General features: G+C 68.7%; 34 protein-coding genes, 1 tRNA gene and 1 pseudogene. 17 read left to right on the top strand and 19 right to left on the bottom strand.

What is annotated here, in order from left to right:
* The first annotated feature begins 103 nt into the window (after window positions 1-103).
* On the top strand, window positions 104-1,690 hold the full coding sequence (locus ACFQ4O_RS02175) for a GMC family oxidoreductase (RefSeq protein WP_378773995.1): 1,587 nt from the start codon (window positions 104-106) through the stop codon (window positions 1,688-1,690).
* A gap of 184 nt (window positions 1,691-1,874) precedes the next feature.
* On the top strand, window positions 1,875-3,317 hold the full coding sequence (locus tag ACFQ4O_RS02170; protein WP_378773994.1) for an acetamidase/formamidase family protein: 1,443 nt from the start codon (window positions 1,875-1,877) through the stop codon (window positions 3,315-3,317).
* A gap of 42 nt (window positions 3,318-3,359) precedes the next feature.
* Here the strand turns inward: ACFQ4O_RS02170 and ACFQ4O_RS02165 are convergent, their stop codons facing one another.
* The 9 genes from ACFQ4O_RS02165 to ACFQ4O_RS02125 form a co-directional block, all read right to left on the bottom strand.
* Entirely contained in the window at window positions 3,360-4,712 is a 1,353-nt protein-coding gene (locus ACFQ4O_RS02165) for an AtzE family amidohydrolase (RefSeq protein ID WP_378773993.1), read from the bottom strand.
* Entirely contained in the window at window positions 4,709-4,918 is a 210-nt protein-coding gene (locus ACFQ4O_RS02160; protein ID WP_378773992.1) for a DUF4089 domain-containing protein, read from the bottom strand. Before ACFQ4O_RS02160 ends, ACFQ4O_RS02165 begins: the two co-directional genes overlap by 4 nt.
* A gap of 660 nt (window positions 4,919-5,578) precedes the next feature.
* Window positions 5,579-6,373, bottom strand: a complete 795-nt coding sequence (locus ACFQ4O_RS02155; protein ID WP_378773991.1) for a hypothetical protein — start codon at window positions 6,371-6,373, stop codon at window positions 5,579-5,581.
* 481 nt (window positions 6,374-6,854) lie between these two features.
* Window positions 6,855-7,406: a hypothetical protein gene (locus ACFQ4O_RS02150; RefSeq protein ID WP_378773990.1), complete on the bottom strand. Its 552-nt coding sequence runs from the start codon at window positions 7,404-7,406 to the stop codon at window positions 6,855-6,857.
* A gap of 31 nt (window positions 7,407-7,437) precedes the next feature.
* Window positions 7,438-7,722 carry a Pam3-gp28 family putative phage holin gene (locus tag ACFQ4O_RS02145; protein WP_378773989.1) on the bottom strand — a complete coding sequence of 95 codons (285 nt, stop codon included), beginning with the start codon at window positions 7,720-7,722 and terminating at the stop codon, window positions 7,438-7,440.
* A gap of 83 nt (window positions 7,723-7,805) precedes the next feature.
* The gene (locus tag ACFQ4O_RS02140) at window positions 7,806-8,141 is read right to left on the bottom strand and encodes a DUF3307 domain-containing protein (protein WP_378773988.1); all 336 of its coding nucleotides are present in this window, start codon (window positions 8,139-8,141) and stop codon (window positions 7,806-7,808) included.
* Window positions 8,142-8,227: 86 nt separating this feature from the next.
* Window positions 8,228-8,863: a lysozyme gene (locus ACFQ4O_RS02135; RefSeq protein WP_378773987.1), complete on the bottom strand. Its 636-nt coding sequence runs from the start codon at window positions 8,861-8,863 to the stop codon at window positions 8,228-8,230.
* Window positions 8,864-8,933: 70 nt separating this feature from the next.
* Window positions 8,934-9,677, bottom strand: coding sequence for a hypothetical protein (locus ACFQ4O_RS02130; RefSeq protein ID WP_378773986.1), 744 nt, complete (start codon window positions 9,675-9,677; stop codon window positions 8,934-8,936).
* Window positions 9,625-10,854 (bottom strand): tape measure protein, encoded by a 1,230-nt coding sequence (locus tag ACFQ4O_RS02125; protein ID WP_378773985.1) that lies wholly within the window; start codon window positions 10,852-10,854, stop codon window positions 9,625-9,627. Before ACFQ4O_RS02125 ends, ACFQ4O_RS02130 begins: the two co-directional genes overlap by 53 nt.
* 17 nt (window positions 10,855-10,871) lie before the next feature.
* On the opposite strand from ACFQ4O_RS02125, the gene ACFQ4O_RS02120 reads away from it, so the two are divergent.
* Complete coding sequence (locus tag ACFQ4O_RS02120) at window positions 10,872-11,000, top strand: hypothetical protein (RefSeq protein WP_378773984.1); 129 nt, start codon at window positions 10,872-10,874, stop codon at window positions 10,998-11,000.
* A gap of 29 nt (window positions 11,001-11,029) precedes the next feature.
* Here the strand turns inward: ACFQ4O_RS02120 and ACFQ4O_RS02115 are convergent, their stop codons facing one another.
* The 4 genes from ACFQ4O_RS02115 to ACFQ4O_RS02100 all read right to left on the bottom strand — a co-directional run bounded on the left by ACFQ4O_RS02115 (window position 11,030) and on the right by ACFQ4O_RS02100 (window position 13,727).
* Complete coding sequence (locus tag ACFQ4O_RS02115; RefSeq protein ID WP_378773983.1) at window positions 11,030-12,223, bottom strand: terminase large subunit; 1,194 nt, start codon at window positions 12,221-12,223, stop codon at window positions 11,030-11,032.
* Between the two features lie 3 nt (window positions 12,224-12,226).
* The gene (locus ACFQ4O_RS02110; RefSeq protein WP_378773982.1) at window positions 12,227-12,640 is read right to left on the bottom strand and encodes a P27 family phage terminase small subunit; all 414 of its coding nucleotides are present in this window, start codon (window positions 12,638-12,640) and stop codon (window positions 12,227-12,229) included.
* 278 nt (window positions 12,641-12,918) lie between these two features.
* Window positions 12,919-13,296, bottom strand: coding sequence for an HNH endonuclease (locus ACFQ4O_RS02105; protein ID WP_378773981.1), 378 nt, complete (start codon window positions 13,294-13,296; stop codon window positions 12,919-12,921).
* A complete protein-coding gene (locus tag ACFQ4O_RS02100; protein WP_378773980.1) occupies window positions 13,296-13,727 on the bottom strand; it encodes a hypothetical protein in 432 nt (143 codons plus the stop codon). Before ACFQ4O_RS02100 ends, ACFQ4O_RS02105 begins: the two co-directional genes overlap by 1 nt.
* A 285-nt stretch (window positions 13,728-14,012) precedes the next feature.
* On the opposite strand from ACFQ4O_RS02100, the gene ACFQ4O_RS02095 reads away from it, so the two are divergent.
* Window positions 14,013-14,231, top strand: coding sequence for a hypothetical protein (locus ACFQ4O_RS02095; RefSeq protein ID WP_378773979.1), 219 nt, complete (start codon window positions 14,013-14,015; stop codon window positions 14,229-14,231).
* Between the two features lie 10 nt (window positions 14,232-14,241).
* On the opposite strand, the gene ACFQ4O_RS02090 is transcribed toward ACFQ4O_RS02095, so the two are convergent.
* Both ACFQ4O_RS02090 and ACFQ4O_RS02085 read right to left on the bottom strand, forming a co-directional pair.
* Window positions 14,242-14,562 (bottom strand): hypothetical protein, encoded by a 321-nt coding sequence (locus ACFQ4O_RS02090; protein ID WP_378773978.1) that lies wholly within the window; start codon window positions 14,560-14,562, stop codon window positions 14,242-14,244.
* A 145-nt stretch (window positions 14,563-14,707) separates the two neighbouring features.
* The gene (locus ACFQ4O_RS02085; RefSeq protein WP_378773976.1) at window positions 14,708-15,196 is read right to left on the bottom strand and encodes a DUF6362 family protein; all 489 of its coding nucleotides are present in this window, start codon (window positions 15,194-15,196) and stop codon (window positions 14,708-14,710) included.
* A gap of 63 nt (window positions 15,197-15,259) precedes the next feature.
* Between ACFQ4O_RS02085 and ACFQ4O_RS02080 the strand changes: the two genes are divergently transcribed.
* Genes ACFQ4O_RS02080 through ACFQ4O_RS02035 form a run of 10 tightly spaced genes read left to right on the top strand, consistent with a single transcriptional unit; the run spans window position 15,260 to window position 18,875 of the window.
* Window positions 15,260-15,472, top strand: coding sequence for a hypothetical protein (locus tag ACFQ4O_RS02080; RefSeq protein WP_378773975.1), 213 nt, complete (start codon window positions 15,260-15,262; stop codon window positions 15,470-15,472).
* Complete coding sequence (locus ACFQ4O_RS02075) at window positions 15,469-15,717, top strand: hypothetical protein (protein WP_378773973.1); 249 nt, start codon at window positions 15,469-15,471, stop codon at window positions 15,715-15,717. Before ACFQ4O_RS02080 ends, ACFQ4O_RS02075 begins: the two co-directional genes overlap by 4 nt.
* The gene (locus ACFQ4O_RS02070; RefSeq protein WP_378773972.1) at window positions 15,714-16,130 is read left to right on the top strand and encodes a hypothetical protein; all 417 of its coding nucleotides are present in this window, start codon (window positions 15,714-15,716) and stop codon (window positions 16,128-16,130) included. Before ACFQ4O_RS02075 ends, ACFQ4O_RS02070 begins: the two co-directional genes overlap by 4 nt.
* A gap of 30 nt (window positions 16,131-16,160) precedes the next feature.
* Window positions 16,161-16,598, top strand: a complete 438-nt coding sequence (locus ACFQ4O_RS02065; protein ID WP_378773971.1) for a ClpX C4-type zinc finger protein — start codon at window positions 16,161-16,163, stop codon at window positions 16,596-16,598.
* Window positions 16,595-16,765: a hypothetical protein gene (locus tag ACFQ4O_RS02060; RefSeq protein ID WP_378773970.1), complete on the top strand. Its 171-nt coding sequence runs from the start codon at window positions 16,595-16,597 to the stop codon at window positions 16,763-16,765. The genes ACFQ4O_RS02065 and ACFQ4O_RS02060 overlap by 4 nt, the downstream gene beginning before the upstream one ends.
* A complete protein-coding gene (locus tag ACFQ4O_RS02055; RefSeq protein WP_378773969.1) occupies window positions 16,762-17,115 on the top strand; it encodes a hypothetical protein in 354 nt (117 codons plus the stop codon). Before ACFQ4O_RS02060 ends, ACFQ4O_RS02055 begins: the two co-directional genes overlap by 4 nt.
* Window positions 17,112-18,002, top strand: coding sequence for a hypothetical protein (locus ACFQ4O_RS02050; protein ID WP_378773967.1), 891 nt, complete (start codon window positions 17,112-17,114; stop codon window positions 18,000-18,002). The genes ACFQ4O_RS02055 and ACFQ4O_RS02050 overlap by 4 nt, the downstream gene beginning before the upstream one ends.
* Window positions 17,999-18,454 carry a hypothetical protein gene (locus tag ACFQ4O_RS02045; protein ID WP_378773966.1) on the top strand — a complete coding sequence of 152 codons (456 nt, stop codon included), beginning with the start codon at window positions 17,999-18,001 and terminating at the stop codon, window positions 18,452-18,454. Before ACFQ4O_RS02050 ends, ACFQ4O_RS02045 begins: the two co-directional genes overlap by 4 nt.
* Window positions 18,451-18,681, top strand: coding sequence for a hypothetical protein (locus ACFQ4O_RS02040; RefSeq protein ID WP_378773965.1), 231 nt, complete (start codon window positions 18,451-18,453; stop codon window positions 18,679-18,681). Before ACFQ4O_RS02045 ends, ACFQ4O_RS02040 begins: the two co-directional genes overlap by 4 nt.
* Window positions 18,678-18,875, top strand: a complete 198-nt coding sequence (locus ACFQ4O_RS02035; RefSeq protein WP_378773964.1) for a helix-turn-helix transcriptional regulator — start codon at window positions 18,678-18,680, stop codon at window positions 18,873-18,875. Before ACFQ4O_RS02040 ends, ACFQ4O_RS02035 begins: the two co-directional genes overlap by 4 nt.
* Before the next feature lie 70 nt (window positions 18,876-18,945).
* Here ACFQ4O_RS02035 and ACFQ4O_RS02030 read toward each other — a convergent pair whose 3' ends face one another.
* Together ACFQ4O_RS02030 and ACFQ4O_RS02025 are read right to left on the bottom strand one after the other, a co-directional pair.
* Window positions 18,946-20,187 (bottom strand): tyrosine-type recombinase/integrase, encoded by a 1,242-nt coding sequence (locus ACFQ4O_RS02030; protein ID WP_378773963.1) that lies wholly within the window; start codon window positions 20,185-20,187, stop codon window positions 18,946-18,948.
* 170 nt (window positions 20,188-20,357) lie between these two features.
* Window positions 20,358-20,447: transfer RNA gene (locus ACFQ4O_RS02025), tRNA-Ser, on the bottom strand.
* A 182-nt stretch (window positions 20,448-20,629) separates the two neighbouring features.
* Here ACFQ4O_RS02025 and ACFQ4O_RS02020 point away from each other — a divergent pair.
* The 3 genes from ACFQ4O_RS02020 to ACFQ4O_RS02010 all read left to right on the top strand — a co-directional run bounded on the left by ACFQ4O_RS02020 (window position 20,630) and on the right by ACFQ4O_RS02010 (window position 22,390).
* The gene (locus ACFQ4O_RS02020; RefSeq protein ID WP_378773962.1) at window positions 20,630-20,947 is read left to right on the top strand and encodes a hypothetical protein; all 318 of its coding nucleotides are present in this window, start codon (window positions 20,630-20,632) and stop codon (window positions 20,945-20,947) included.
* Between the two features lie 71 nt (window positions 20,948-21,018).
* Window positions 21,019-21,654, top strand: a complete 636-nt coding sequence (gene msrA, locus ACFQ4O_RS02015) for a peptide-methionine (S)-S-oxide reductase MsrA (RefSeq protein ID WP_378774028.1) — start codon at window positions 21,019-21,021, stop codon at window positions 21,652-21,654.
* 130 nt (window positions 21,655-21,784) lie between these two features.
* Window positions 21,785-22,390 carry a TIGR00645 family protein gene (locus ACFQ4O_RS02010; RefSeq protein WP_378774027.1) on the top strand — a complete coding sequence of 202 codons (606 nt, stop codon included), beginning with the start codon at window positions 21,785-21,787 and terminating at the stop codon, window positions 22,388-22,390.
* A gap of 150 nt (window positions 22,391-22,540) precedes the next feature.
* Here the strand turns inward: ACFQ4O_RS02010 and hemA are convergent, their stop codons facing one another.
* Entirely contained in the window at window positions 22,541-23,770 is a 1,230-nt protein-coding gene (gene hemA / locus ACFQ4O_RS02005) for a 5-aminolevulinate synthase (RefSeq protein WP_378773960.1), read from the bottom strand.
* Window positions 23,771-23,878: 108 nt separating this feature from the next.
* Window positions 23,879-24,148 (bottom strand): annotated as a pseudogene (locus tag ACFQ4O_RS02000) (iron ABC transporter permease); the annotation flags it as partial.

Raw genomic sequence — 24,148 nt, 5'->3', positions numbered from 1 at the left:
TCGCCGCGATCAACCCTGAAAAGGTCGCACCTTGCGACGCACCACGGCAACGCCGCTCATCCGGCGCCGCGACATCCCGTTTCATAAACCTGGCGGACCACGCATGACCCGAACCGTCCAAGCATCCTACGACATCGTCATCTGCGGCGGCGGCGCGGCCGGCTGCGTGATCGCGGGCCGGCTCGCGTCGCTCGGCGACGTCAGCGTCCTGCTGCTGGAAGCCGGCGGGCCGGGCGACGTCGCGGAGGTCACCGACCCGAAGATCTGGATGCGCAACATCGGCTCCGAGCGCGACTGGCGGTTCGCCTCCGAACCCTGCGCCGGGCTGAACGGCCGCCGCGCGCCGCTGCCCATGGGCCGCGTGCTCGGCGGCGGCTCCAGCGTCAACGGCCTCGTCTGGGCGCGCGGCCACAAGGCGGACTTCGACCTCTGGGAGGCCGAGACCGGCGACGCCGGCTGGGGGTTCGACGCTGCGGTCGCGCTCTACCGGCGGATCGAAGCCTGGGACGGCCCGCCCTCGGCGATGCGCGGAACGTCCGGCCCCATGCCCATCACCCTTCCGAAAGACCCCGCGCCCGTGGTCGGCGGCCTGCTGGACGCTCTCCCCGGCTTCGGCGTGCCGCGCGTCGAGGATCACAACGCCGAGGCCATGGCGGGCGACGGCTGCTGCGCCGTCGCCAACGTCAACGTCGCGCCGGACGGAACCCGCGTCTCCACGGCGCGCGCCTATCTCGCCCCGCGCAGGGGCGAGCCCAGCCTCACGGTCCTGACCGGCGCGACGGTCCGCCGGGTGCGGATCGAGGGCGGCCGGGCGACCGGCGTGGAATATGAGGCCGACGGCGAGATCCGCATGGTCGAGGCGCGGCGGCAGGTCGTGCTGTCGCTCGGGGGCGTCCACACGCCCAAGGCGCTGATGCTGTCCGGCGTCGGCGACGAGAGCGAGCTGAAGCGGCACGGCATCAGCGTCGCGCAGCATCTTCCGGGCGTCGGCCGCAATTTCCAGGACCACATCCTCGTCGGCGGCTGCGTGTTCGAATACCGCACGCCCGAGCCGCCCCGGAACAATTCGGCCGAGTTCACCTTCTTCTGCAAGAGCGACGCCTCCCTGCCCTCGCCCGACCTGCAGCCCATGCTGGAGGAGACGGCCTTCGGCTCCGAGGTGACCGGCCCGGCCTACGGGCTGCCGGTCGATCCCTCGCTCGCCTTCACGCTGGCGCCCGGCCTGATCCGCCCGAAAAGCCGCGGACGCGTCAGCCTCACCGGCCCTCGCCCGGAGGACCCGGTGCGCATCGACGCCAACTTCCTGAGCGAGGAGGCGGACGTGACGGCGCTCAGAATCGCGCTCGAACTCTGCCGCGAGATCGGCCATTCCGACGCGCTGCGTCCCTTCGTGGCGCGCGAGCTGATGCCCGGCCCGCTCGCCGGCGCCGCCCAGCTCGACTTCCTGCGCAACGCCGCCGGCACCTATTTCCACCAGTCCTGCACCGCGAAGATGGGCCGGGACCCCATGGCCGTCGTCGACGGCGGCCTCAGGGTCTATGGGGTCGAGAACCTGAGGATCGCCGACGCCTCCGTGATGCCGGCGATCGCGGGCGGCAACACGCTCGCGCCCTGCGTGCTGATCGGAGAACGCGCGGCCGATCTCATCGCCGCCGATCTCGGCCTCCCGGCGCCGTGGAGCGCCGCATAAGCTCGCGGGGTCCGGGGCGGGCCGATCGCGCGCCCGCTCCGGACCTCCCATCGCCGGAAATGTCTGCGCGGTCCGGAGACGTCCAAGCCTTGCCGTGCGCGGACTGGCGCCGCGCTTGCTGCGCTCGCCCGGGAGCTGCGCGAACCGTCGTGCAGTCACGCTGTCTTCGGGAGACTGTCGCACGATGTGCCAAGGTGACGATCCGCGCTGCCCGGAATTTAGGCTGCACCATGAGGCGCTGAAGCGCGATCTGGCCGCCGAGCGGCGCAGCTTCCTCAAGTCCAGCTTTGTCGCCGCCGGCGGTCTCGCGACGATCGCGGCCGGCGGCGCCACGCTGGTGACCCCCGCCCTGGCGCAGGCGACCGCCGCCAAGGCGCCGGCGCAGCGCACGCATCATTACCTGCCGGCGAACGCCGACACAGTGCACTGGGGCTATTTCTCCAAGACCCTGAAGCCCCGCGTCGAATGCGACTCCGGCGACATCGTCACCATCGAGACGCTGACCCACCACGCCTGCGACGACCGCGAGCGCATGGTCGAGGGCGACGAGGGGGCCGAAAGCGTCTTCCTCTGGACCAAGGACAAAAAGGGCGTCGACCGCCGCGGCGCGGGGCCGACCGACCCCAAGGTCTACAAGAAGGGGTCCGGCGAGGGTCAGGGCGTCCACGTCATGACCGGGCCAGTCTATGTGCGAGGCGCCGAGCCCGGCGACGTGCTGGAGGTGCGCATCCTAGACTGCGCGCCGCGGCCCTCGGCCAAATTCCCCGGCAAGAGCTTCGGGTCGAACGCCGCCGCCTGGTGGGGCTTTCACTACAACGACCTGCTGAACGGAGACAAACGCGAGGTCATCACCATCTACGAGGTGGACGCCTCCGGCGCGAAGAGCTGGGCGCAGGCGGTCTACAACTTCAAATGGGTTCCGCAGACCGACCCTTTCGGCGTGGTCCACGAGACGATCGACTATCCGGGCGTGCCGGTCGACCACGCGACGACCACGCGGAACATGGACGTGCTGAAGGGCGTGCGCGTGCCGATCCGGCCGCATTTCGGCACGCTCGGGCTCGCGCCCGCGGAGGTCGATTTCGTCGACACGATCCCGCCGAACTGGGTGGGCGGCAACATCGACAACTGGCGCATCGGCAAGGGCGCGACGATGTACTATCCGGTCGCGGTCGAGGGCGGGCTGCTCTCGGTCGGCGACCCGCATGCGAGCCAGGGCGACAGCGAGCTCTGCGGCACCGCGATCGAGTGCTCGCTCACCGGCGTCTTCCAGCTCATCCTGCACAAGAAGGCCGACCTCGCCGGCACCCCGCTCGAGGCGCTCGACTATCCAATGCTCGAGACCAAGGACGAGTGGCTCGTCCACGGCTTTTCCTTCGCCAACTACCTGAAGGAGCTCGGGCCGGAGGCGCAGTCGGCGATCTACGGCAAGTCCTCGGTCGACCTCGCGATGCGCGACGCCTTCCGCAAGATGCGCCACTTCCTGATGACGACCCAGAAGCTGACCGAGGACGAGGCGATCTCGCTCATGTCGATCGCGGTCGACTTCGGCGTGACGCAGGTCGTGGACGGCAACTGGGGCGTCCACGCCGTGGTGAAGAAGGACATCTTCGCCGGCCGCGGCTGACGGCGTGACGCGCCCGCAGTGAGGGCTGCGGGCGCGTCAACGTCAGAGCCTGGCGTCGCGGAACCGGGACACGCCCGAGGCCTCCAGCGCGCGGGCGACGCGCAGCGCGTCGGCTTCGCGCCAGGGCGCGGCGATGACCTGCACGCCGAGCGGCAGGCCGTCGTCGAGGAAGACCGGCGCGCAGACGACCGGCAGGCCGATGAAGGAGATCGGCTGTGTGAACACGCCGAGATTGGGCCGCACCGGCACCGTCTCGCCGTTCAGCTCGAACGTCGTCTGTCCGAGACGCGGCGCCCGGCAGGGCGTCGCGGGCGCGAGCAGAATATCGACCTCCTCGAACACCGCCGCCACCGCGTCGGCGAACCAGCGGCGGAAGCGCTGCGCCTTGGCCACATAGGGCGCCGGAACCGTCGCTCCGCCGATGAGGCGGTCGCGCACCGCGGGGTCGAAATCGTCCGGCCGGGTCCGCAGGCGATCGAGATGGAGCGCCGCGCCCTCGGTGGCGGAGATGACATAGGCGGCGGCGCGGGCGCGCGCGGCTTCCGGCAGCTCCACGACCCGTTCCGCGCCGAGAGCCGCCGCGGCCCGCGCCACCGCCTCGAAGCAGTCCGGCTCGCCGCCGCGCGCGAAATGCCCGCCGAGCGTTGCGATCCGGAGGTCTCCGAGCCCTGCGTCGAGCGAGGGCGCCGCCGGTTCGGGCGCGCGCGTCGTCGTGGCGGGATCGCCCGCGTCGGGCCCCTGCATGGCGTCATAGGCGAGCGCCAGCAGCCGGGTCGAGCGCGCGATCGGGCCGAGATGGTCGAAGCTCTGCACGAAGGGAAAGGTTCCGGTGCGGGGCAGCCGGCCATAGGTGGGCTTCAGCCCGAAGCAGCCGCACAGCGCCGAGGGCACGCGGATCGAGCCGTTGGTGTCGGAGCCGAGCGCGACGTCGACCAGACCGGCCGCCACCGCCGCGCCCGTGCCGCCCGACGATCCGCCGGTCATGCGCCCGAGATCGTGAGGGTTGCGCGAGGGACCGTCGTGGATGTTCTCGCCCGTGAAGTCATAGGCGTATTCGCCCATGTTGAGCGCGCCGACCAGCACCGCGCCTGCGGCCTCCAGGCGCGTGACGAGCTCGGCGTCGCTCGCCGCAGGCGCGCGTTCGCGGTTGATCCGCGAGCCGGCCCGGGTCGCCAGTCCCTTGACGTCGTAGAGGTTCTTCACCGCGAAGGCGACGCCGGCGAGCGGGCCGCCGACGGCGCCGGCATCGATCGCGCGCGCGGTGGCGAGCGCCCGCTCCGTGGTCACGTCGGTGAAGGCGCCGACGCGCCCGTTCACCTCACCGATCCGCGCGAGCGAGGCCCCGATCGCCTGCTCGACGGAACCCGGCGTTCCGGAACCCGACGCCGCCGTCACGGCGCGACCTCCCGCGCGGCCGGCGCGAACACCGGGGCGGGCTCGATCACGTCGTCGAACGGGAACGCGTCGACAAAGCGCGCGGCCCGCATGGTCGCCTCCAGATGCGCCAGAACCGAGCCGCGCCAGGCGGGCGACAGCGGCAGGCCAAGCAACGTGGTCGCCGCGTCGAGATGCGCCTCGAGCGCCCTGGTGTCGTCCGTCATGCCGTCTCCATCCGTTCTGAAAGCCCAGCCATCCGCCGTGCCCCGCGTCCTGCGCCGAGCGCCCGCTCCGACGAGCGAGCCAAGCGCCGCGATCCCTTGCCTGAGCCGAAGCCGCCCGCCCTGAAGCAAAGCGCGCGCCAGACGAGCCGTCCGGTCAGGGATAGAGCCGAGAGGTGACCGCGGTGTCCACCGCGCAGAGGTGGCGGCCGTCCGCAAAAGAACGGCGACGACACAGCCCGCCATGAGCCGCCGGCCGGCGCATGGGACCGAAAGCCCAGTGCCTCCGACGCGCAAACGGGCGATCCGCCCGGAGGCTGACGACCAGCGCGCAGCCCGAACGTGGGCAACGTAACGGGTAACATCAGTTAAGCGCCGACGACCGGCTTCGCTCAGACCTGAGTGCTTTATCGCGGTGGGCTGATCTGGGTGGCGGGCCGAGAGCAACGAAGCGGAGAACTACAGCTAAGAGCCTATTTGGAAATGGCCGCGGCGGGCGATTTAAGCTCCCGTCATGCCCGGCGCAGCCGGGTATCCATGACTTTTCGACGAGCATATCTTGGTCGTTCAAGTCGTGGATGCCCGAGACAAGCTCGGGCATGACGTCAAACACGAATTTCCAAACAGTCTCTAAGCTACAGCCCTCTAAATTGTGATGCGGTTTTAGTTTATGGCGAGCGTCGATGGACCGTCCGCGCCTTGGACCAATTGCACGAGCCGTTTTGCCTCAGGACCGAGAGCCGCCCAACGCCATGGCGAGGCGTCATCAATGCTATCGGGCAGCCACGCGCCGGCGACCCAACGAGCTTGCAAGGCCTTGGCGACAGTCATTTGGTCGTCCCTCAGAGCTGCAAGTCTGACCTCCTCGGGGATGGAGGTCAAAGCAGAGCGCATCTCCCGATCAACGTCCCGTTCCTGCAGCTCTTCATATGAAAAGCCCTGCTCGTCCCACCAGCCGCTCATCTGCATCGCGCGACCGATCTTGTCCGTCCATAAGAACGTATTGTCGAGCATCCTAGCGTAATCCAACCCAACAAGAGCATCCATCACAGGCATGATATCATTGTGCGGTACAAAAGGCAGGCGCTTCAAGGATGCACGCCCCAGCTGGTTCATCAAAGATATCCAGGCTGCAAGGACAGCGTCGATCGGCGGCAAGGTCATGTGGCTCGCCTGGGATCGGTCGGAAATAAACTGAAAGACCTGGTCAGTATCGACCGTCAGTCTGTCGTCAACCGTCGCCAACCCCAGCCTTCTGAGGATATCGTTAGCTCCCTCGAATGCAGACAAGCCTCCCCAACCGCCGAGGTCGGCTCCGGCGCGTGGGAGCACCACACCTTGTCGCCAGCACCCTTGCACGAGAGAGACAGCGAGTTCGCCGTAAAGTTTGTGAATAGCCATGACACCGTCGCAGAATACCCAGTTCTGTTCAATTTTTGTGTCTAACTTCTGCGGCATTTATTGCTGCGGTCAGTAGCCCGTGAAAGAGACCGCTTTCAGGAGCGTTCAAAACCGCATGAATGGTCAAAACGGGCGGTGGCGGCTATTGCCGGCCTTCAAGAAATACCGGGTTTTAGCGTAGAATAGGCGTTTCTGTATGCCGATTGGTGGGGGTGTGGTGATCGGCATGACGGGACGGCTCCTATATCCGGTCCTGCGGCGCCCGATACCCAGTTTTTGTCCCGGCTGTGAGCCGGATTGCCGGGTATGAGGGTGGACCGCGAGAGAGGCCGTCTAACGCCTGATCTGCAGAGGATCAGGGCGAAACGGGCCTCAGTGGATGATATAGGAATAAATGGCGGAGGGGGCGTCCGTCAAGAACCGTTGGCTCTCTTGGTTAATGCGCCATATCGTTCGCCTTTATACCCGGTTATGTACCCGGTTTGTACGGAGCTACGACCAGCGGTTCAGTTCGATTCCCCGCCGCCCCCCTTCCTTCTCACCCTGGCGTCTCCCACACCGGCAGCACAAGGTCCGAGCGCCGCGGGATCATCGGCCGGTCCTCGCGCTCCCGCGCCTCAACCGCCTGCCTCAGTTGAGACTGCTCCTGCCGCAGCAGCGCGACCTCTGTGCGGAGCGCCGCCATCGCGTCGACCAGCTTGGCCGTGTCCGCCAGCCGCTCGTCCCGGCCTTGAGTGAGCCGCGTGTCGAGCTGGTCGCGTGAGCTTTCCAGCCGGCCGATGTCTTTGAGCATGGCGTCGATCGGCCCGGTGCGGCGCTCAAGCTGCTCGATGGCGCTGGTGGTCGTGGCGATCCGGGACGCCCGGTCCCGGTCGATCCGCTCGATCGCCGCCGCGTTGGTGGCGGCGAGCTTGGCCGTGTCGCTGATCTGGTCGATCATCCGCCACATCCCAACCCCAAGGATGCCGCTCACGATGGTGAGCAGGACCGTGACGTATGGCGCGATCTTGATCCAGTCGACCGCCGGCGGACGGGTGAGCTGCGGCATCTGGTGAGGCATCGGCCCCTCCGTGGGATAGTGGCCGGTCATGCGATGCGTGATCCTATGGAGGCGGCGACGCTCAGCGCACCGTCACTTTCGGGTGCCCGTCGAGCGCCGCCGGCGGCGTGCCGGGAGCGACGATCTTCTCAACGCCGGGCACCTCGGCCGCGGAGACGATCAGATTGGCGTCGGAGCGAGCCCAGATGCCCCAGGCGGTGGTGGCGAGGGTCAGGAGCGCGCCGGAGATCAGCTCCCACTCAGCTCCGCTCGCATAGCCATTGGCGGCGACATATGCGCCGGCAAGTTGGAGAGCCGTCCGGAGCAGCGCGGCGAACTGATCGGCGTTGATGATGCGGGTGGTCATGATGGTGCTCCGAGGAAAAGGGAATCGATGTCCGCGCCAAGACGATCTCGGCGTGGTGGGTGGTGCTCTGGTCAGCTTGGGAATCAGGCGCCGGCGGCGATCAGAGCCACCCAGGCCAGCTTGCAGGCGACGTGGAGAGCCTGATCCGCGTTGTAGGAGAGCCGGCCGTCGCACTTGGCGTAGTCGATCGCCGCGTGAGCAACGGTCTCCGCGAGGGCCAGCCAAAGCGAGCCCGTGATGAGGCCGACCGCGGCGCCGTGGATCGCTGCGTGGGCGGCGAGCGCGCCGGGCCAGATGGCTTCGCCCGGCACGAGGCCGAGCGTGTGGTTCTTGGCCTTTGAGAGCCAGTCGCCCTGCAGCGGGTAATCGCAGAGCGCATGGGCGGCGAGCAGCAGCCCGAGAATGACGAGCAGGTCCATGATGGCGGCCGCGCTCTACGCGTCCGCGCCGTCATCCGCGCCCGGCACTGGGGGCAGCGGCGGCTCGTATGGCTCGTCGGGCGGGGTCACGACAGCGCCTCACGCGCGACCAGCACGTCGACCAGCGCCGCGCGCAGCCGGGCGATGGCTGCGTCGAGCTCGGCCAGCCGGGCAGCGGGGTCGTCATCCTCTCCGACCTCAGGCTCAGCGCCGGCGAGAATGTCGTCCGGCTCGGGCGCGGCAGGCTCCGCCGGCGCGGTCACCGGCTTCGCGTCGTTGCTGCGGGCCTTCGGCAGAGCCTTCGTGTACGGCGTCAGGAACTGGTCCCGCTCCGCCTCGCGCCGGCTGATGATCTCCGCCGGCTTCTTCCACATCATGATCGCCTCGGCGACGCTCTGGCGGCTCTCGCCGGTGTTCAGCCGCTTGATGAAGGTCGAACCCTTCGCGCCCGCGAGCCCGATGTTGAAGGCGATCGAGCGCAGCGCGTCCGCCTCGTGATCCGCCAGCGGCACGGTCACGAAAGCGGTGATGTCGTGGGCCGCCAGATCCTCCATCAGCAGCTCGTCGGCGCGCGCCTGGGTGATCTTGTCCCCCTGCTTCACGCCCTTCGTCGAGCCGTAACCGATCGTCCAGACGCCGACGCTGTCCTTGTAGGCGGTGAGCCGAACGCCCTCGCGTGATTTGAGCGCGGCGAGGCCAATGGCCGTCATGGGTGACGCCATGTGTGCAGTCCTCCTGAAATGAAAAAACCCGCTCGAAGCGGGCTGGACGGTCAGTTGGTAGCGAGGAATGTCAGATGCCCGTGATCGGCGTCGGCTTGCCCGCAGCAACGGCGCGCATGAACTCGGCGAGCAGGTCGCGGTCCGCATCGCTGTAGGCCGCGCTCACAATCGCCAGCAGCGACAGGTGTCCGACGCCTCCGTAACCCGAGATGCCACCGCCGATTTTCATCAACGAGGAGGCGGGATCGCGCGCCGATGCGGCGGCCGTCGCGCTGACGTTGCCGGTGACGGACTCGGTGCGCCGTACTGTGTCTGAGGCTCGCCCCCCCAGCAGGCTCCAGCTCGCCAGAGCCCCGGCCGGCAGAGTCGCCGCCAGCGCGCCCGAGGAGGACGTGCCGGATGCATAGCGCGCCGCGGCGAACGAGATCGCCGTGGCCGACGACACAAACAGGCTCACGCCCTGCGACGTCCGCAAGGGGTCAGCCACGGCGGCGGTGTCGTCGTTGGCGAGGATCACCGGCCGGTGCGCGTTGTCGGCGAGCGTGTCCGGCGTCTTGAAAAGCGCGAGCACACTGACGTCGCGCGGCTCCGCGATGTTGGTGGTATAGAAGCCCGCGTCCGCGTCGAAGATGGCGTAGCTGTCGGCATAGGTCACCGCGCCGGTGACGCTGGCGAGCGAGCCGTCCACCCAGTTCCGGCGCGAGGCCAGTTCGGACCCGCCGAAGTTCCAGAAGCCGATCAGGCCGGCAATGTCGGGGAAATCATAGCCGATGGCGTTGCCGCTCGCCGGCGCATTGGTGTTTTGAAACCGCATGATGACCTCTCAGGCCGCAATGGCGTCGATGGCGCAGGCCAGCGCGTGCGCGAGCTCCCCGCGGGCGATGGTGACAGGGTGGATCGGGTCGCTGACCGCGCCCGAGGCCACGGCCCAGCCGGCGTCCATCTGTGTTGGAGCCAGCCGCGCGAGCGCTCGACGAGAAGTAGATAGTCGCCGCGGCCGCGATGCCGAGTGCCGCCCCCAAGGGTCCTGCAGCGGACGAGAACGACATGAGCGCGGTGGCGCCCTGAAGGCCGCGGAGCGCCGCAACCAGCTTCTTCACCTCGACGCCGGCGGCGATAAGTTTGACGATCAGGCCGCCGACCGCACGGCCCACCAGCGCGGCGGCGATGACGGCGGCCACCTTCAGCGTCACGTCGGCAATGTTGTCGAAGTCGTCCGCCAGCGCGTTCAGGCCCTTCGACAGCATCGAGGTCGCGCCCAGTGACTGATCCTGACGGCCGATGTAGCGCGTGAGAGCGTTGTCGACCTTCGTCCATCCCTGCTCCAGCGTCTGCGTGCTGCTCGCCGCCATGGCTTGAATGGCCGGCATACCCTTGAGGAAGCCGTCGAAGAACTGCTTGTTCGAGACCTTCCCATCGTTCACGAGAGCCTTGAGCTTCGAGACCGAGCCGCCGGCCTCGTCGATGCCGTTTGCTACGGCGATCAGGATTGGGCGCGCGCCCTCGTTGATGCTGTTGAATTCTTCCGCCTGCACGCGCGCAGAGCCCAGAAGCTGCCCGAGCTGCATCAGCGCGCCCGAGGCTTCGGTCGAGGACTTGCCCGCTACCTTCAGCGCCACCGCGACGCCGTCCGTGAACTTCACGAGACTGGCGGACGACGCGCCAAGCTCGCCTTGGGCCTGCGCCGCGGAACCGTAAAGCGAGGTCAGAGCGCCAATCGGCGCGGCGTTCCGCTGAGCGCTCTCATAAAGCTCGTCCAGCAGCGCAGCCTGCTTGCGGCCGGTGACGCCCGCCACCGCCAGGCTGTTCTTGGCCTTGGTCCAGGCGTCGGCGTATTTCAGCACCTCGCCGGTGGTGATGGCGCCCGCCAGAACGCCGAAGCCCGGAGCCACGCTGCGCAGCGTGGCGGCCGTGATGCTGTCGAGGCGCTTCGTCATCTGCTGCGCCCGCCGCTCGATCTGACGCCCGCTCAGTTCCTGCGCATTCGCCATCGTGAAAGCTCCTATGGATGGGCGATAAGGTGGTGAACGCCACCCTGCTCGTCCCACAACGATCGCACCGCCGCGCCCATGTCGGGCAAGCCAAGCGCATGGCGGATATGGGCCTCGTCATCGGCTTGGGGCGTGACGAAGCCTGACCGCACCGCAACGCCAAACGCATTGATGTCTAAAGCGTCATCGCCGGGCGCCTCAGATACGTGACCGCGGCGATGTCGATCTTGCTCGCGAGGTCGACGCCGACCCAGCACGACATGCCCGCGTAGTCCTCCAGCTTCAGACCGGGCTGCGCCGCGGCCATCCACTTCGCGACGTTGAAATAGGCCTCGCGTGCGAAGACCCATTCGTTCAGATGCTTGGTCCGGAAGGCCGAAGCCTTGCGGGCGTTGGCGATGGCGTCCCGCTGCTGCTTCTCCAGCCAGTCGCCTTTGACCGACACCCCGAAGTTCGGGTTCGCCTTGCGAAGGGTCTCCGGCTTCGTCCAGTCGTCAGCCGGCTCGTAGTCGTCGTCGCCCGGTTTGCCGCGCGCCGCGTCCACGCCGTACATCAGCGCGAACAGCTCCGGGTCGTCCGTGACCCCGTCCAGCATCAGCCGGGCTTCCAGCACCATCTGGTAGCAGGGGCCGGCGATGTTCGAGCCGGCGGTCGTGATGATCAGCAGCAGCGCCTGGTCGCGGGCGCCCATGCCGGTCTCCATCGTCGAAACCAGCGCGTCCGTGTCGTGCTCGTGGTACTCGTCGACGATCGCGCAGCTCGGGGACGAGCCGTCGCCGGGCGTCCCGATCACCGGCTCGAACCTGCTCCCGTTCGCCAGGATGTGCAGGTTCGAGGCGTTGACAGTGATGCCGTAATGCGACTGGAGCGCCGGCGTCTTGGCCGCCATCAGCCGGGCCGGACGGAAGACCTCCCACGCCTGTTTTTCGGTGGTCGCTCCCGAATAGACCTCCGCGCCGTACTCCTTGTCGATCGTCAGCATGCCGAGACCGACCGAGGCCGCCCACGCCGACTTGCCGTTCTTCCTCGGCTCCAGAATGAGCGCCTTGCGGAACCGGCGGAACCCGTCCGACTTCCGCAGCCACCCGAAGATGCAGGCCGTCTTGAACGCCTGCCAGGGCTCCAGCTTCAGCTTCTCCGACTTCGCCGCCCACCGCCCCTTGGTGTGGGGCATCATCTCGATGAAGCGGCACCACTTCTCAGCGGCGTCAGGGTCGAAGCGGTACGGGTAGGCCCGGTCCTTCGACTTCGCCAGATCGTCCAGATGCCGCTGGCACGCGAGCCGCACCCATCGGCAGGCCGGGATTTTCCCCGCCACGACGTCCTTGGCGTAGCGGTTCGCCGCGGCGACGTGAGGGTGCTTGCTCATCCATCAGCCGAACGATGCGAACGGGTTCTCGTCCGCCTTCTTCGTCGCCGATACCTTCGACCGCGCGGCCGGCGACAATCCGAACTCGGACAGCAGGGATTGCGCGTGGCGCATGGCTTCGGAGCGCTGCGCCACCGCCGGGTGGCCCTTGATCTGCTGGCTCACCACGCGGCCCTGATCGTCGAGTTCGACCGAGGAGACGAAGAACCTACCGCCGTCCTCGATCGCCACCGTGCAGACGTCGACCTCCTCCAGCCTCATGGCGAGCACCGTCAGGTTGTGAACGTCCGACGAAGACGCGATCCCCATATCGGCGATGATCCGCACCAGTTGCCGGAACTTCTCCGCAGCGAGCGGCGACAGGTTCTCGGGCGGCTCCGGCAAGCCGGCGTCAGCCACCGGCGCATCCGGGTTCATGCGGCACGGCTGGTCCGTGCCCGAGACGACCTTGAGGTGGTCGGGCTTCCGCTTGCGTCCACGCATGGAAAACGTCCTCAATTTCGCACGCGGAGAAAAGTGACGGGGCCGCCGGTCCTGCAAGCCGCGCCCCTGAGAGATCGACCCTTCCCCTCCCCCTCAAGTGTTGTACTTATGTCGCATGTTGCCCAAGTGCAACACTCTAATACACACCGAAATGATGGTGATATATTTGCAACATCGCTTGGGGTGGCGGCGGGCCGCCTCCCACCTTCCGGTCAGCCCCTCGCCGCTTCGCCCATGGTCGGCATGCCCAGACGCCGGGCCAGGTCGTCGATGGCCTCGCGCCCCTGCCTCTCCACCTGCTGCTTCATGCCATCGTGACACGGGCGGCAGGACGGCACCCACCAGCGCCGCTCCCAGAACGCGCCGGGCCACTGGCGCTGCGGGTACAGGTGATCGACCACCTTGGCCGCCGCCGTCCGCCCATCAGCGTCGCAGTAGGCGCACACCGGGTTGAGGAGGAGGAACGCGCGGGCCTCACGATCCCACTGCGCCGTGTAGCCTCGGGCGCGGGCGGAGCCCCTGGCTTGGTCGTTGCGGCGCTCGCGGGCCTTGTCGTCCGCCTTGGCGTGCAGCGGCGGGCGCTTGGGCATCACGCCTGAGTGCTGGCGCTACTGCCCAGCGCCAGCCAAGCGTCAGCCTCGCTCAATCGTCCGGCGGCGACCTCAATCTCGACCCAGCCTTTTTTGAGACGCTGGCGTATCGCGCCCGCATCAATACGGACCCGAGCGATGTCGCCCCCTTGGCTTACTATCCCGGCCTCGCCGCGCACATTGTCCGCAAGGGCAAAGGCGCTCGAAACGGAAAAGCCCGAGCGAACGAGAGTGGCGGCGGCTGCCAAGACGAGCGCAGTTTCAAGAGAAATGCGGGCTTCGCCTCCACGCCCCTTACGCCCTCTGTCGTCGTTTTTCGACAGCCTGAAAATGCTCCGCGACATCCACTGCGCGCACACAGCCCGGCTAACGCCAGCCAGTCGGCGCGCATCTGGCGAGCTAAACGAAATTGCGACCATGCGGGCGGTCATCCACGAAGAAGCCGCCCGCAACTTTTCCGCTGCGGACGGCTAATTTCTAGCTTTCGGCCCTTGACTAAGCGCTAATAATTAGCGATAGTCATCTCGTGGTCGAGGGGATGAACACCTCATCCCCGCCACCGAAGGAGAAGACGATGACCCTCATCATCGAACTCTCCGGGGCCGAACTTCAGATCTTGGTCTGCCTGATCCTGATCCTGAAGTCTCGGTAATCCCGGCGGCCAGCCCCCTTCCACAAGGGGCTGGTTGCCGCAGAGGAAGATAGGAGCGATCCCGATGGATGTCCAAGACTTCCGCCGCTGGCAGACCCGAATGGGCTTCGACGGACGCGGCGGGCAGAAGGCGACCGCCGAGGCGCTGGGGCTCAGCGTCGCCATGGTCCGCATCTACGAGAACGGCCAGAACCCGGACGGGCGCCCGGTGAACTACCCCCTTACGCTGCGGCTCGCCATGTCGGCGCTGGCGCTGGATGTCAGGCCGTGGCCCGTGGGCTGAAGTGCTGGGGCTATCCCACCTCGGGGTGTGCGGCCGCCCGCGCCACATAGGCCGCGTGGATCGCAGCGAAAGCCGCCTCCCAGGCGGGGCCATGGCCGGCGTCGTGACCCGCGACGACGTGGGCCAGCTCGTGCGCCATCACCTCGATCGAACCCTCAAGCGGGATGCCGACCGCGACCTGAACGACCGGGCGGCTCCCATCGTCAGGAAAGAACGTCTCGCCGAAAGGCCCTTCCTCCGGGAAGGACACGAACCGCACGATGCAGTCGAGGCCGGGATAGGCGTCCAGCGCGGCGAGGCGCAGGTCTTCGATGGGGTTCTGAATGTCCATCTGCGCCTTCCCGCCAGACACGAAAAAACCCGCCTCGGCGACCGGGCGGGTTGAAACGAAGGACGCCCGACTGACCGCCAGGCGCAATTCCGACAATTGAATGGAATACCCCATTTATTGCCACAACAGCCACGCGGTGCGCAAGCTAAATTGCGTTCGCCGCCTTCCAGACGTCGAGCAGGACGTTCCGGTACTTCCGGCGCGCGGTCTCGTCGCTCTGGCCGATCCGCTCGGAGATCACCCCGAAGGACAGCCCGAAAGACCGCCACCAGATCACGCGCCACTCGTGGGCCTGAAGATGGCGAGCCCATGCCAGCGCCGTCAGGCAGTCGGAGATGTCGGCGGGTGACGGCCGGAAGCGCGGGACGATGGCTTCCACGGCGCCATAAGCGTCCATGAACTCCCTCACGTAGTCCGGCCAGCCGCTCCCGACGCGGAGGAACCGCGCCTCGCGATCCGGCAGGGCGCGCAGCGTCATCATCGCCCGCAGCAACCGCCGTTCGACGTCGAGCGGCGCGATAGGCTCTTTGGGGCGCACGCAGACCCGCGGGCCGGGCGTCTTGGGACGGGCGCGCAAGCTGCCCACAGCCGCCTCATAGGCGCCAGGCCGAAGCATGTCCTCCGGCAGCACCATACGGCCCGGAAGGCGCGGCTGAGGCGCGGCGGCGCGACGGCGGCGGCGGATGCTGGCTTTCATGTGCGGGGGTCCGTTGCGGCGGCGGTTGCGGCGGTCGTGATCGAGCGCGGCGAGGACTGCACGACGCTCGCGGAGGCCCGTGCCGCCGCGCGCCTCGCGACCGAGGCCTATCGCAACCACAACGATCAGATGGGCGCCGCGCTGGCGCTCTCCGCCCTCGCCTACTTCCTCGGGTCCGAGGCGGTGTCGTTCGGCCCGGAGGTGGTGTCGTGAAAAACCGCCTCGCCGCCATGCTGCGGACCCGCGACGTCTGGCCGGCGGTGGAAGCCGAGCTGCAGCGCCTTGGCGTCGCCTACCGCCTCACCATCCGCGGCAAGCACCCCGTCGTCGTCATCGACGTCGATGGCCGGACCCGCCGCATCCCGTTCCCCAACTCGCCCAAGAGCCACGGGCACATGAGCCGCAAGGTCGTGTGTCAGGTGCGCCGGGCGGTCGCCACTCTGAGGACGCCGGCATGAGCCTGCCGAACGACATGACCCGCATCACGGACGAGGACATCGCCGCGATCGAGACCGAGGACGAGGCAGTGGCGGTCATGGCCGCGCTCGACCACACCATCGGCGCGACCGACGCCCAGATCAGCTCCTCACGAGCGCGCCTTGATCCGGTCTGGGCGACTGCGGCTCGCCGGTTCCTGAAGGCCGCCCGGCGCCGCCGCAACGCCGCGCAGGAGCGTCGCGGAGCCATCCGGCGCGCCGCCAAGGAGCGTGACGCCGCCGGACGAGCCGAGGCTGAGGCCAAGCGCTCCCTCACGTTCGAGGCCCATTTCTACGCGGTGGTGAAGAGCGCCGCTGCAACGGAGGACTTCCGGCGCTGGCGCGATGAAGCGCTGAGCCGTGTCGTTCAAGCGGAGCCCGCCGCCCATGGCTGACATCGTCGCCGCTGCAACGGGGAGGACGCAATGAGAGACGTCACCCTCTCTTGCTCCTTCTGCGGCAAGAGCAACAACGACGTGGGCGTGATGTTCACGGAGCGGACCACCTGCATCTGCGACGAATGCGTGGCCTTTTGCGTCGAAGTCATTGAGGAGCGCAAAGCGGCATGCCCGATGATCCGGCGGCTCGACGCCTGGTTGGCGGCGCAGGCGGACGAGAAATCCCGGCGCGACAAGGTCGCCGAGGCTGAGTTCAACCGCGGCTACGTCATCGCCTGCTGCAACCTCGTGAACCTGTTCGACCAGCCGGTCTACGCCTTCGACCTTCTGGCTGCGCTCGGCGTGACGAAGCAGCAGGTTCGAGCGATGGACCTGGCGGGATACGACGAGGCGGCCCTGCGCAAAATTGAGCAGGGGTCCGGTGGCGATAGCCCGTATCGCACGGTGCGGAGCCGCCGGTTATGACGCCCGCCACCGTCTGCCGCGCGCTCGAATACGGCGGCGCCGCCGTCCACATCGTCGCGACCATCGCGCTCTGGTTCGGCGCGACCGACGTCGAGCAGGCGTGCCTCGGCTACGTCATTTCGTCCACGGCGCTGATCACGGCCGCGGCATGGAGGACGGAGCCATGAGCGCCCACTTCCTCGACGCCCGGTTTGACCAGTGCCGCCGCCCGCTCTGGGACGACAGCCGCCGCACGCCCGTCGCCGACATGATGGTCTGCGGCGCGGCGACCCTACCGGGCCGCACCTACTGCGCCGAGTGCCGTGGGACGCTGATCGCCGGGGTGATCGTGAAGGGTCAGGTCGTCTGGTTCAACGCCCACGGCGGGCGCCCGTCGCACGACATCGACGAGCCCGAGGACGATCGGCCGCTCGATTTCGCCGCGCAGCCCACCGAGGAGGTCAGCGGCGACGCCGGCCGCCCTTTGGCGCTCGACGTCCAGCGCCTGCGCGTCCTCGCGTGGGGGATGGCGGCATGAGCGATACGGGAAATCCCGTTTCGGAAACCAAGGGCGCGCGCGTCACCGACCGCCGCCCCGTCGAGGCCCTCGCGCTCGCGGACGTCGCTCCGAACGAGGTGGCGTCCACCGGGCCGATCTTCGAGGACGTGGACCCGGCAACGCTTCTGGTGGACGAGCGCTACCAGCGGGAGCTTTCGCCCAAGGGCCGCGCGCTGATCGCGAAGATCGTCGCCGGCTGGGACTGGCGCCGGTTCAAGCCGCCGGTCGCCGTCATGGTGGACGACGGGCTGGAGCTGATCGACGGCCAGCACACGGCCATCGCCGCGGCGACGCATCCCGGCGTCGCGACCATCCCCGTGATGATCGTCGAGGCTGCGGAGGTCCAGCAGCGGGCGGCGGCCTTCATCGGTCACAACCGCGACCGGATCGCCGTGTCCGCCATGGATCTCCACCACGCGGCGGTGGCGGCCGGGGACGAGGACGCGCTGACGGTCCAGCAGATCTGTGACAGGGCCGGCGTCACCATCCGCCGCCAGCCTCCCTACCGCGGAGCCTATGCGCCGCGGGACACCGTCGCGCTCGCCGCCATCGGGGCGCTGGTCTCGAAGCGTGGCGCGATGCGAGCCCGCCAGATCGTCGAGGCGCTGGCGAACGCGGAGCTCGCGCCGATCTCGGCCGCGGCGATCAAGGCGGCGGATTTCATCCTGCACGACGGCGAGATGTCGTCGGAGATCGACCTACAGGGCCTGACGGCGGCGATCGTCGCCGCGGCGCCCACCGTCGAGCACGAGACGAAGATCACAGCGACGACGCTCAACGTGCCCGCGTGGCGCGCGATGGCGATCGTCTGGTTCAAGGCGCGGCCGAAGCGGCGGAAGCCGGCGGCTGCCGAGGAGGGGGCATGACCGACCGCCCGAACGACGACGTGCGACGGATTTCGTCGGATGATGGCTCCAATTGGAGCCATACCCACCACCGCGAAGCCCTCTCGGCCCGCCGACGCTCCGAGACGCTGTCGTTCTGGCATCTCGGCACCCGCTATCACGCAACGGTCGGCTTTTACGACGACGGCCGCCCCGGCGAGGTGTTCCTCGACGCCGCCAAGGCCGGGACCGAGCGTGAGGCCATCGCCCGCGACGCGGCGGTGACGGTCTCGCTCGCGCTGCAGTTCGGCGCGCCGCTCGACACGATCCGCCGCGCCATGACGCGGGAGGGCTCCGGCGCCGCGGCCGGCGCGATGGGCGTGCTGCTCGACATGATCGCCGCCGGCCCGCCGCCCGCGGACATCCCGCCGCCCGGCACGCGAGGCGCGCTCGCGGAGACGCTGGAGCGGCTGACGGACGGGGGCGCGCCATGAGCCGCCAGCCGATCATCAACGCGCCCGATCTCTCGGAGCTCGACGAGGCCGAAGTTCTGGAGGGCTACATGGATGGACGAGCCGGAGACCCGGAGCCGGGCGACAACCGCTCGCTGTCGTATTGGCACGGCTGGCGCAACGGCGCCGTGGACGGAGGCCACCGTGAGAAAGACGAGGCGCAGGCCATGCTTGCGCACGCGGTGCTGGCAAAAGAGGTGGAGCAATGACCACGATCGACCTTGAGAACGATCGCCTGCTCCGCATTTCGGAGGTGTCCCACCGGACGGGCTTGGCGGTGTCGACGATCTACAAGAAGATCGAGACGGCGGGCTTTCCAAAGCCGGTCAAGGTCGGGTCGCGCGCCGCCCGCTGGTGGCAATCGGAAGTGGCGGCGTGGCTGAAGAAAGAGATCGGCGGATGACCGCCAGTCCAAGCTCCGACGATGCTCGCTATGTGCCGACACGGAGCGCGCTCACCCCGGCGTCGACTGATCACCGCCCGCTTCTCACTCCCCTCGTGACCTCAGCCACCGGCGTCTGATCGACCATCAGCAGGTCGGCCCAGAGCTGCGCCAGCTCGCGCCGCCGTTCAGCGTGCCGCGCCCGGTTATAAGCGGCCTCCACCGCATCATCGGGCGCGTGGCTGAGCATGAGGTCGATCACAGCTCGATCGGCCGGGAAGCGCTCGTTCATGATGGTGCTGAAGGCGGCCCGCCAGCCGTGCGGAACATGACGGCGGTGGTAGCCCGCCCGGTTCAGCAGGTAGCCCATTGCGTTCTCGGACATGGGCTTGGAGACGTGCCGATCGTTCGGGAACAGGAAGCGGCTCCTGCCCGTGATCGTGCGCAGCGCCTTCAAGGTCTCTACGGCCTGCTTGGAAAGCGGAACGGCATGCTCCACCTTCATCTTCATCCGCTCGGCCGGCACGACCCACAGCGGATCGTCGCCGTCGAGGCGCATCTCGTCCCATAGGGCGCCGCGCAGCTCGCCAGGGCGCAGGGCGGTGAGCGCCAGCACCCGCAGCGCGAGCTTCGTGACCGGGTGCGCGGGCGTCGCGTCGGCGTCGCGCAGCACCTGCCGGACGTCGTCCAGATCAGTGATGGCCGGCTGGCGGCCCTTCTTCGGTAGCGGGGCCATGGCCTTTTCAACCTGGGCGGCCGGATCGTGCGCGGCCCGGCCCGAGGCGATGGCGTAGGCGAAGACGGCGGACACGCGCTGGCGAACCCGCCGGGCGGTCTCGATCGCGCCTCGCGCCTCGATCTTGCGCAACGTCGCCAGCAGGGTCGGCGCGTCGATCTCCGCCAGCGTCTTGCCCCCGAGGTCGGGGAACACGCTCTTCTCCAGACTGCCCAGCACGTCGCCGGCATGCGTCTCCGTCCACCGGCCGGCGTTGAGCGCGTGCCACTCGACGGCGATTTCCTTGAACGTCGGGCCGACCGGCGCGGCCTCTTCGGGCGCGCTCGCAAGCGCCTGCTGGCGCTTTTCCGCGCCGGGATCACGCCCCGCCTTGACCGTGCCGCGCGCCACAGCACGGGCCTCCCGAGCTTCCGCGAGACTCATGGCCGGGTATGTCCCGAGCGTCAGCAGCTTCTCCCGGCCGCCGATCTCGTAGCGGTAGCGCCAGGCCTTGCCGCCGGCGATCGAGACGTAGAGGTGCAGCCCCCCGCCGTCCGTGAGCTTGTAGGGCTTGTCCGCGGGCTTTGCCTTGCGGATCTGGACATCGGTGAGCGGCATGGCGGGACGGCTCCTATACCCGGTCCTGCGGCTACCGATACCCGGCTTTTGTCCCGGCTTCGTGCCGGATTGCCGGGTATGACGGGGGACCGCGAGAGAGTCCGCTTCGAACCTGATCCCAAGGGGATCATGGCGAAAGGGGCTTCAGTGGATGATGATATAGGAATAAATGGCGGAGGGGGCGGGATTCGAACCCGCGATACGGTTTCCCGCATACACACTTTCCAGGCGTGCGCCTTCAACCACTCGGCCACCCCTCCGTCGGAGGCCGCAGGGATTATCAAGCCGCGGGGGCGGTGACAAGCGTCTGATGGGGATGGGGCGACGATAAGCTGCTTTCCCGCATTGCCGGATGGCGTCCGGCGGCCCATCTTTCGGCGGCGGACGGGGTTTTGGCCCCGGCGCCGCTCCGTTCCGCCGTCCCGAAAGGCCGCCGACGCCGATGATTCGCTTCCTGTTCCGCCTGCTCGGCTTCCTGGTGCTCGCGGCGGGCTTCGTCGCGCTGGTCGCGGACGGCGCCCGCTCGATCGCCGCCGGCGCGCTGCGCCTCACCTCCGCCGAGCAGGCCTGGGCGCTGCTGTCGGCGAACGGGCTCGCCAGCGCCAGGGCCGCCGTGGCGGGCCTCGGCTCGCCCGGGCTGGTCGATCCGGCCTTCGCCTGGCTGCTCGGCGCGCCCGCCTGCGCGGCGCTGATCGTGATCGGCCTGCTGCTGATGATTCTCGGACGGCGGCCGCGCCCCGCCGTGGGCGTCGCGCCCTGAACCGACCGCGCTGAAGGCCCGAGGGGAGATCGGGTCGGGGGCGTCATGAACGCGAACCGATGGAGACCCGCATGTTCGGCCTCGCCCGCAAGCCTCTCGACCTGCCGACCGCCGCCACCGCCCTGCCCGGCCGCGCCGCGCCGCTGCCCACCGCCGAAACCCATTTCGTGTTCGGCGGCCCACTCAAAGGCCCGTTCCCGGAGGGCACGGAGATCGCCCTGTTCGGCCTCGGCTGCTTCTGGGGCGTGGAGCGCGTGTTCTGGAACGCGCCCGGCGTCCTCTCCACCGCCGTGGGCTACGCCGGCGGCGTGACGCCGAACCCCACCTATCACGAGGTCTGCACCGGGCTGACCGGCCACAACGAGGTGGTGCAGGTGGCGTTCGATCCGGCGAAGACCTCTTACGCGGCGCTGCTGAAGCTGTTCTTCGAGAGCCACGACCCGACGCAGGGCATGCGCCAGGGCAACGACGTGGGCACGCAGTACCGCTCGGGGATCTACCCGTTGAACGAGACGCAGCGGGAGACGGCCGCGCAGGCGCGCGCCGCCTATGGCGAGGCGCTCGCCGCCCGCGGGCACGGCCCGGTGACCACCGAGATCGTGGACGCGCCGGAATTCTTCTACGCCGAGGACTATCACCAGCAGTATCTGGCGAAGAATCCGGACGGCTATTGCGGCGTGCGCGGCCTCGGCGTCGCCTGCCCGTAAGGGCGGCGCGCGAAAGCGTGATCACGCACGCGCGGATGTGTCTTGGCGCCGGGCCTTGCTCAAGGTCCGGCGCCGTGCCATTCGCACGGCCGGTTTCGCCGCGGGCGTCCGTGGCCGGGGATTGACGATGATGATCGCACGCACGCTCGAACGCGCCCTGTTCGCCAGCCGCTGGCTCATGGCGCCGTTTTACGTCGGCCTGGTGGTCGGCCTCGTGGTCCTGCTGGTCAAGTTCCTGCAGGAGCTGGTCCATTTCGCCGAAGGCGTGCTGCACGCCACCGAAAGCCAGGTCATCCTCGGCGCGCTGTCGCTGATCGACCTGTCGCTGACCGCCAATCTGGTGCTGCTGGTGATCTTCTCCGGCTACGAGAACTTCGTCTCGCGCATGGACCTGAAGGACCAGAGCGTGCGCCCGGAATGGATGGGCAAGATCGACTTCTCGGGCCTGAAGCTGAAGCTGATCGCCTCGATCGTCGCGATCTCCGCCATCCAGCTGCTGAAGTCCTTCATGGACCTCGGGGCGGTGAGCGACCGCGACATCTACTGGATGACGCTGGTGCACGCGGTGTTCGTGCTGTCCGGCGTGTTCCTCGCCCTCACCGACTGGCTGACCGACGACGCCCACGGCAAGGAGGGCGACAGCCACGCCCCGAACCCCAAGGGCGAGGACACCGACGAGCACCGCGCCAGCGAGCAGTCGGAGAAGACGGGCGCCGCGGCCGCGCCCAAGGCCTGACAGGCCGCGCGGCGGGGCGGACGGCCGCGATCTCCCGCCCGATCGGCGGGCGGGGCGAAAGTCTCCGCGTCGCGAAAGCGCGCATCGGCGCAAACGAAAACGGCCGGTCCCAAGGACCGGCCGTTTTCGTGTGTCAGGCGGACGCTGGCGTCACTCGGCGGCGAGCGGCAGCGCGGCGCGGTCCAGACCGAGTTCGGACCAGACCGCATCGAGCGCGTCCGTGAGATGGGCGATCAGCGCGTCGGTGTGGAACGGCGTCGGCGTGATGCGCAGCCGCTCCGTGCCGCGAGGCACGGTCGGGTAGTTGATCGGCTGGATGTAGACGCCGTGGCGGGCCAGCAGCAGGTCGGTCGCGGCCTTGGCCTTTTCCGGGCAGCCCACCAGCACCGGCACGATGTGGGTGTCGGAGTGCATCACCGGCAGGCCGCGGCCGGCGAGCGCCGCCTTGGTGCGGGCCGCCTGACGCTGGTGCCGGTCGCGCTCCACCTGCGAGCGCTTGAGATGCGCGATGGAAGCGCTGGCCGCGGCCGCGATGGCGGGCGGCATGGCGGTGGTGAAGATGAAGCCCGGCGCGTAGGAGCGCACCGCGTCCACCAGCGAGCGGGAGCCGGTGATGTAGCCGCCGATGACGCCGAAGGCCTTGGCGAGCGTGCCCTCGATCACGTCGATGCGGTGCATGACGCCCTCGCGCTCGGCGATGCCGGCGCCGCGGGGCCCGTACATGCCCACCGCGTGGACCTCGTCCAGATAGGTCATGGCGCCGTAGCGGTCGGCGAGATCGCAGAAGGCGCGGATCGGCGCCACGTCGCCGTCCATGGAGTAGACGCTCTCGAAGGCGATCAGCTTCGGCCGGTCGCCCGCCTCCTGCAGCATGCGCTCCAGCGCGGCCACGTCGTTGTGCGGGAAGACGCGCTTCTCGCAGCCCGAGCCGCGCACGCCCGCGATCATGGAGGCGTGGTTCAGCTCGTCCGACAGGATCAGGCAGTTGGGCAGCAGCCGGGCGATGGTGGAGATGCCGGCCTCGTTGGAGACGTAGCCGGAGGAGAACACCAGCGCCGCCTCCTTGCCGTGCAGGTCGGCGAGCTCGCGCTCCAGCAGCACCAGCGGGTGGTTGGTGCCCGCGATGTTGCGGGTGCCGCCGGCGCCGGCGCCGAGGCGCTGGGCGGTCGCGGTCATGGCCCCGACCACGGCGGGGTGCTGACCCATGCCGAGATAGTCGTTGGAGCACCACATGACGACCGGACGGCGCTGGCCGTCCTCCGCATGCCAGGTGGCGTGGGGGAAGGACCCTGCGCGGCGCTCAAGGTCGGCGAAGACGCGGTAGCGCTTCTCGAGATGAAGCTGGTCGACCGCGTGTTTGAAGACGTCGTCGTAGTTCATCGGCCTCTCGTTTCGACGACAGGTCATAATCGTTCTAGTGCAAATTGTCGCGCGCGGAACTCTCCTTAGCGACAGAACGTCGCGGCTTTGGACGATGGGATGAGGCCGTCAGCCCCGGCGCAGGGTGGCGCGGGCGATGAGCGCCACCGGCGGCAGGCCGCAGAGCACGATGGCGAGCGCCGCGGCCGCGCCGCTCTCGTAAGTGCCGCGCGCGGCCTCGCCATAGACGTGGGTCGCGAGCGTCTCGACGTTAAGCGGGCGCAGCAGCAGCGTCGCGGGCAGCTCCTTCATGGCGTCCACGAACACCAGCAGCGCCGCCGTCGCGACCGCGGGGGCCGCGAGCGGCAGGTGGATGCGGCGGGCGACGCCGGCCGGCCC

The organism is Methylopila musalis (assembly GCF_042679725.1).
GTDB lineage: Bacteria > Pseudomonadota > Alphaproteobacteria > Rhizobiales > Methylopilaceae > Methylopila > Methylopila musalis.
This window is presented reverse-complemented; position numbering and strand designations above follow the sequence as displayed.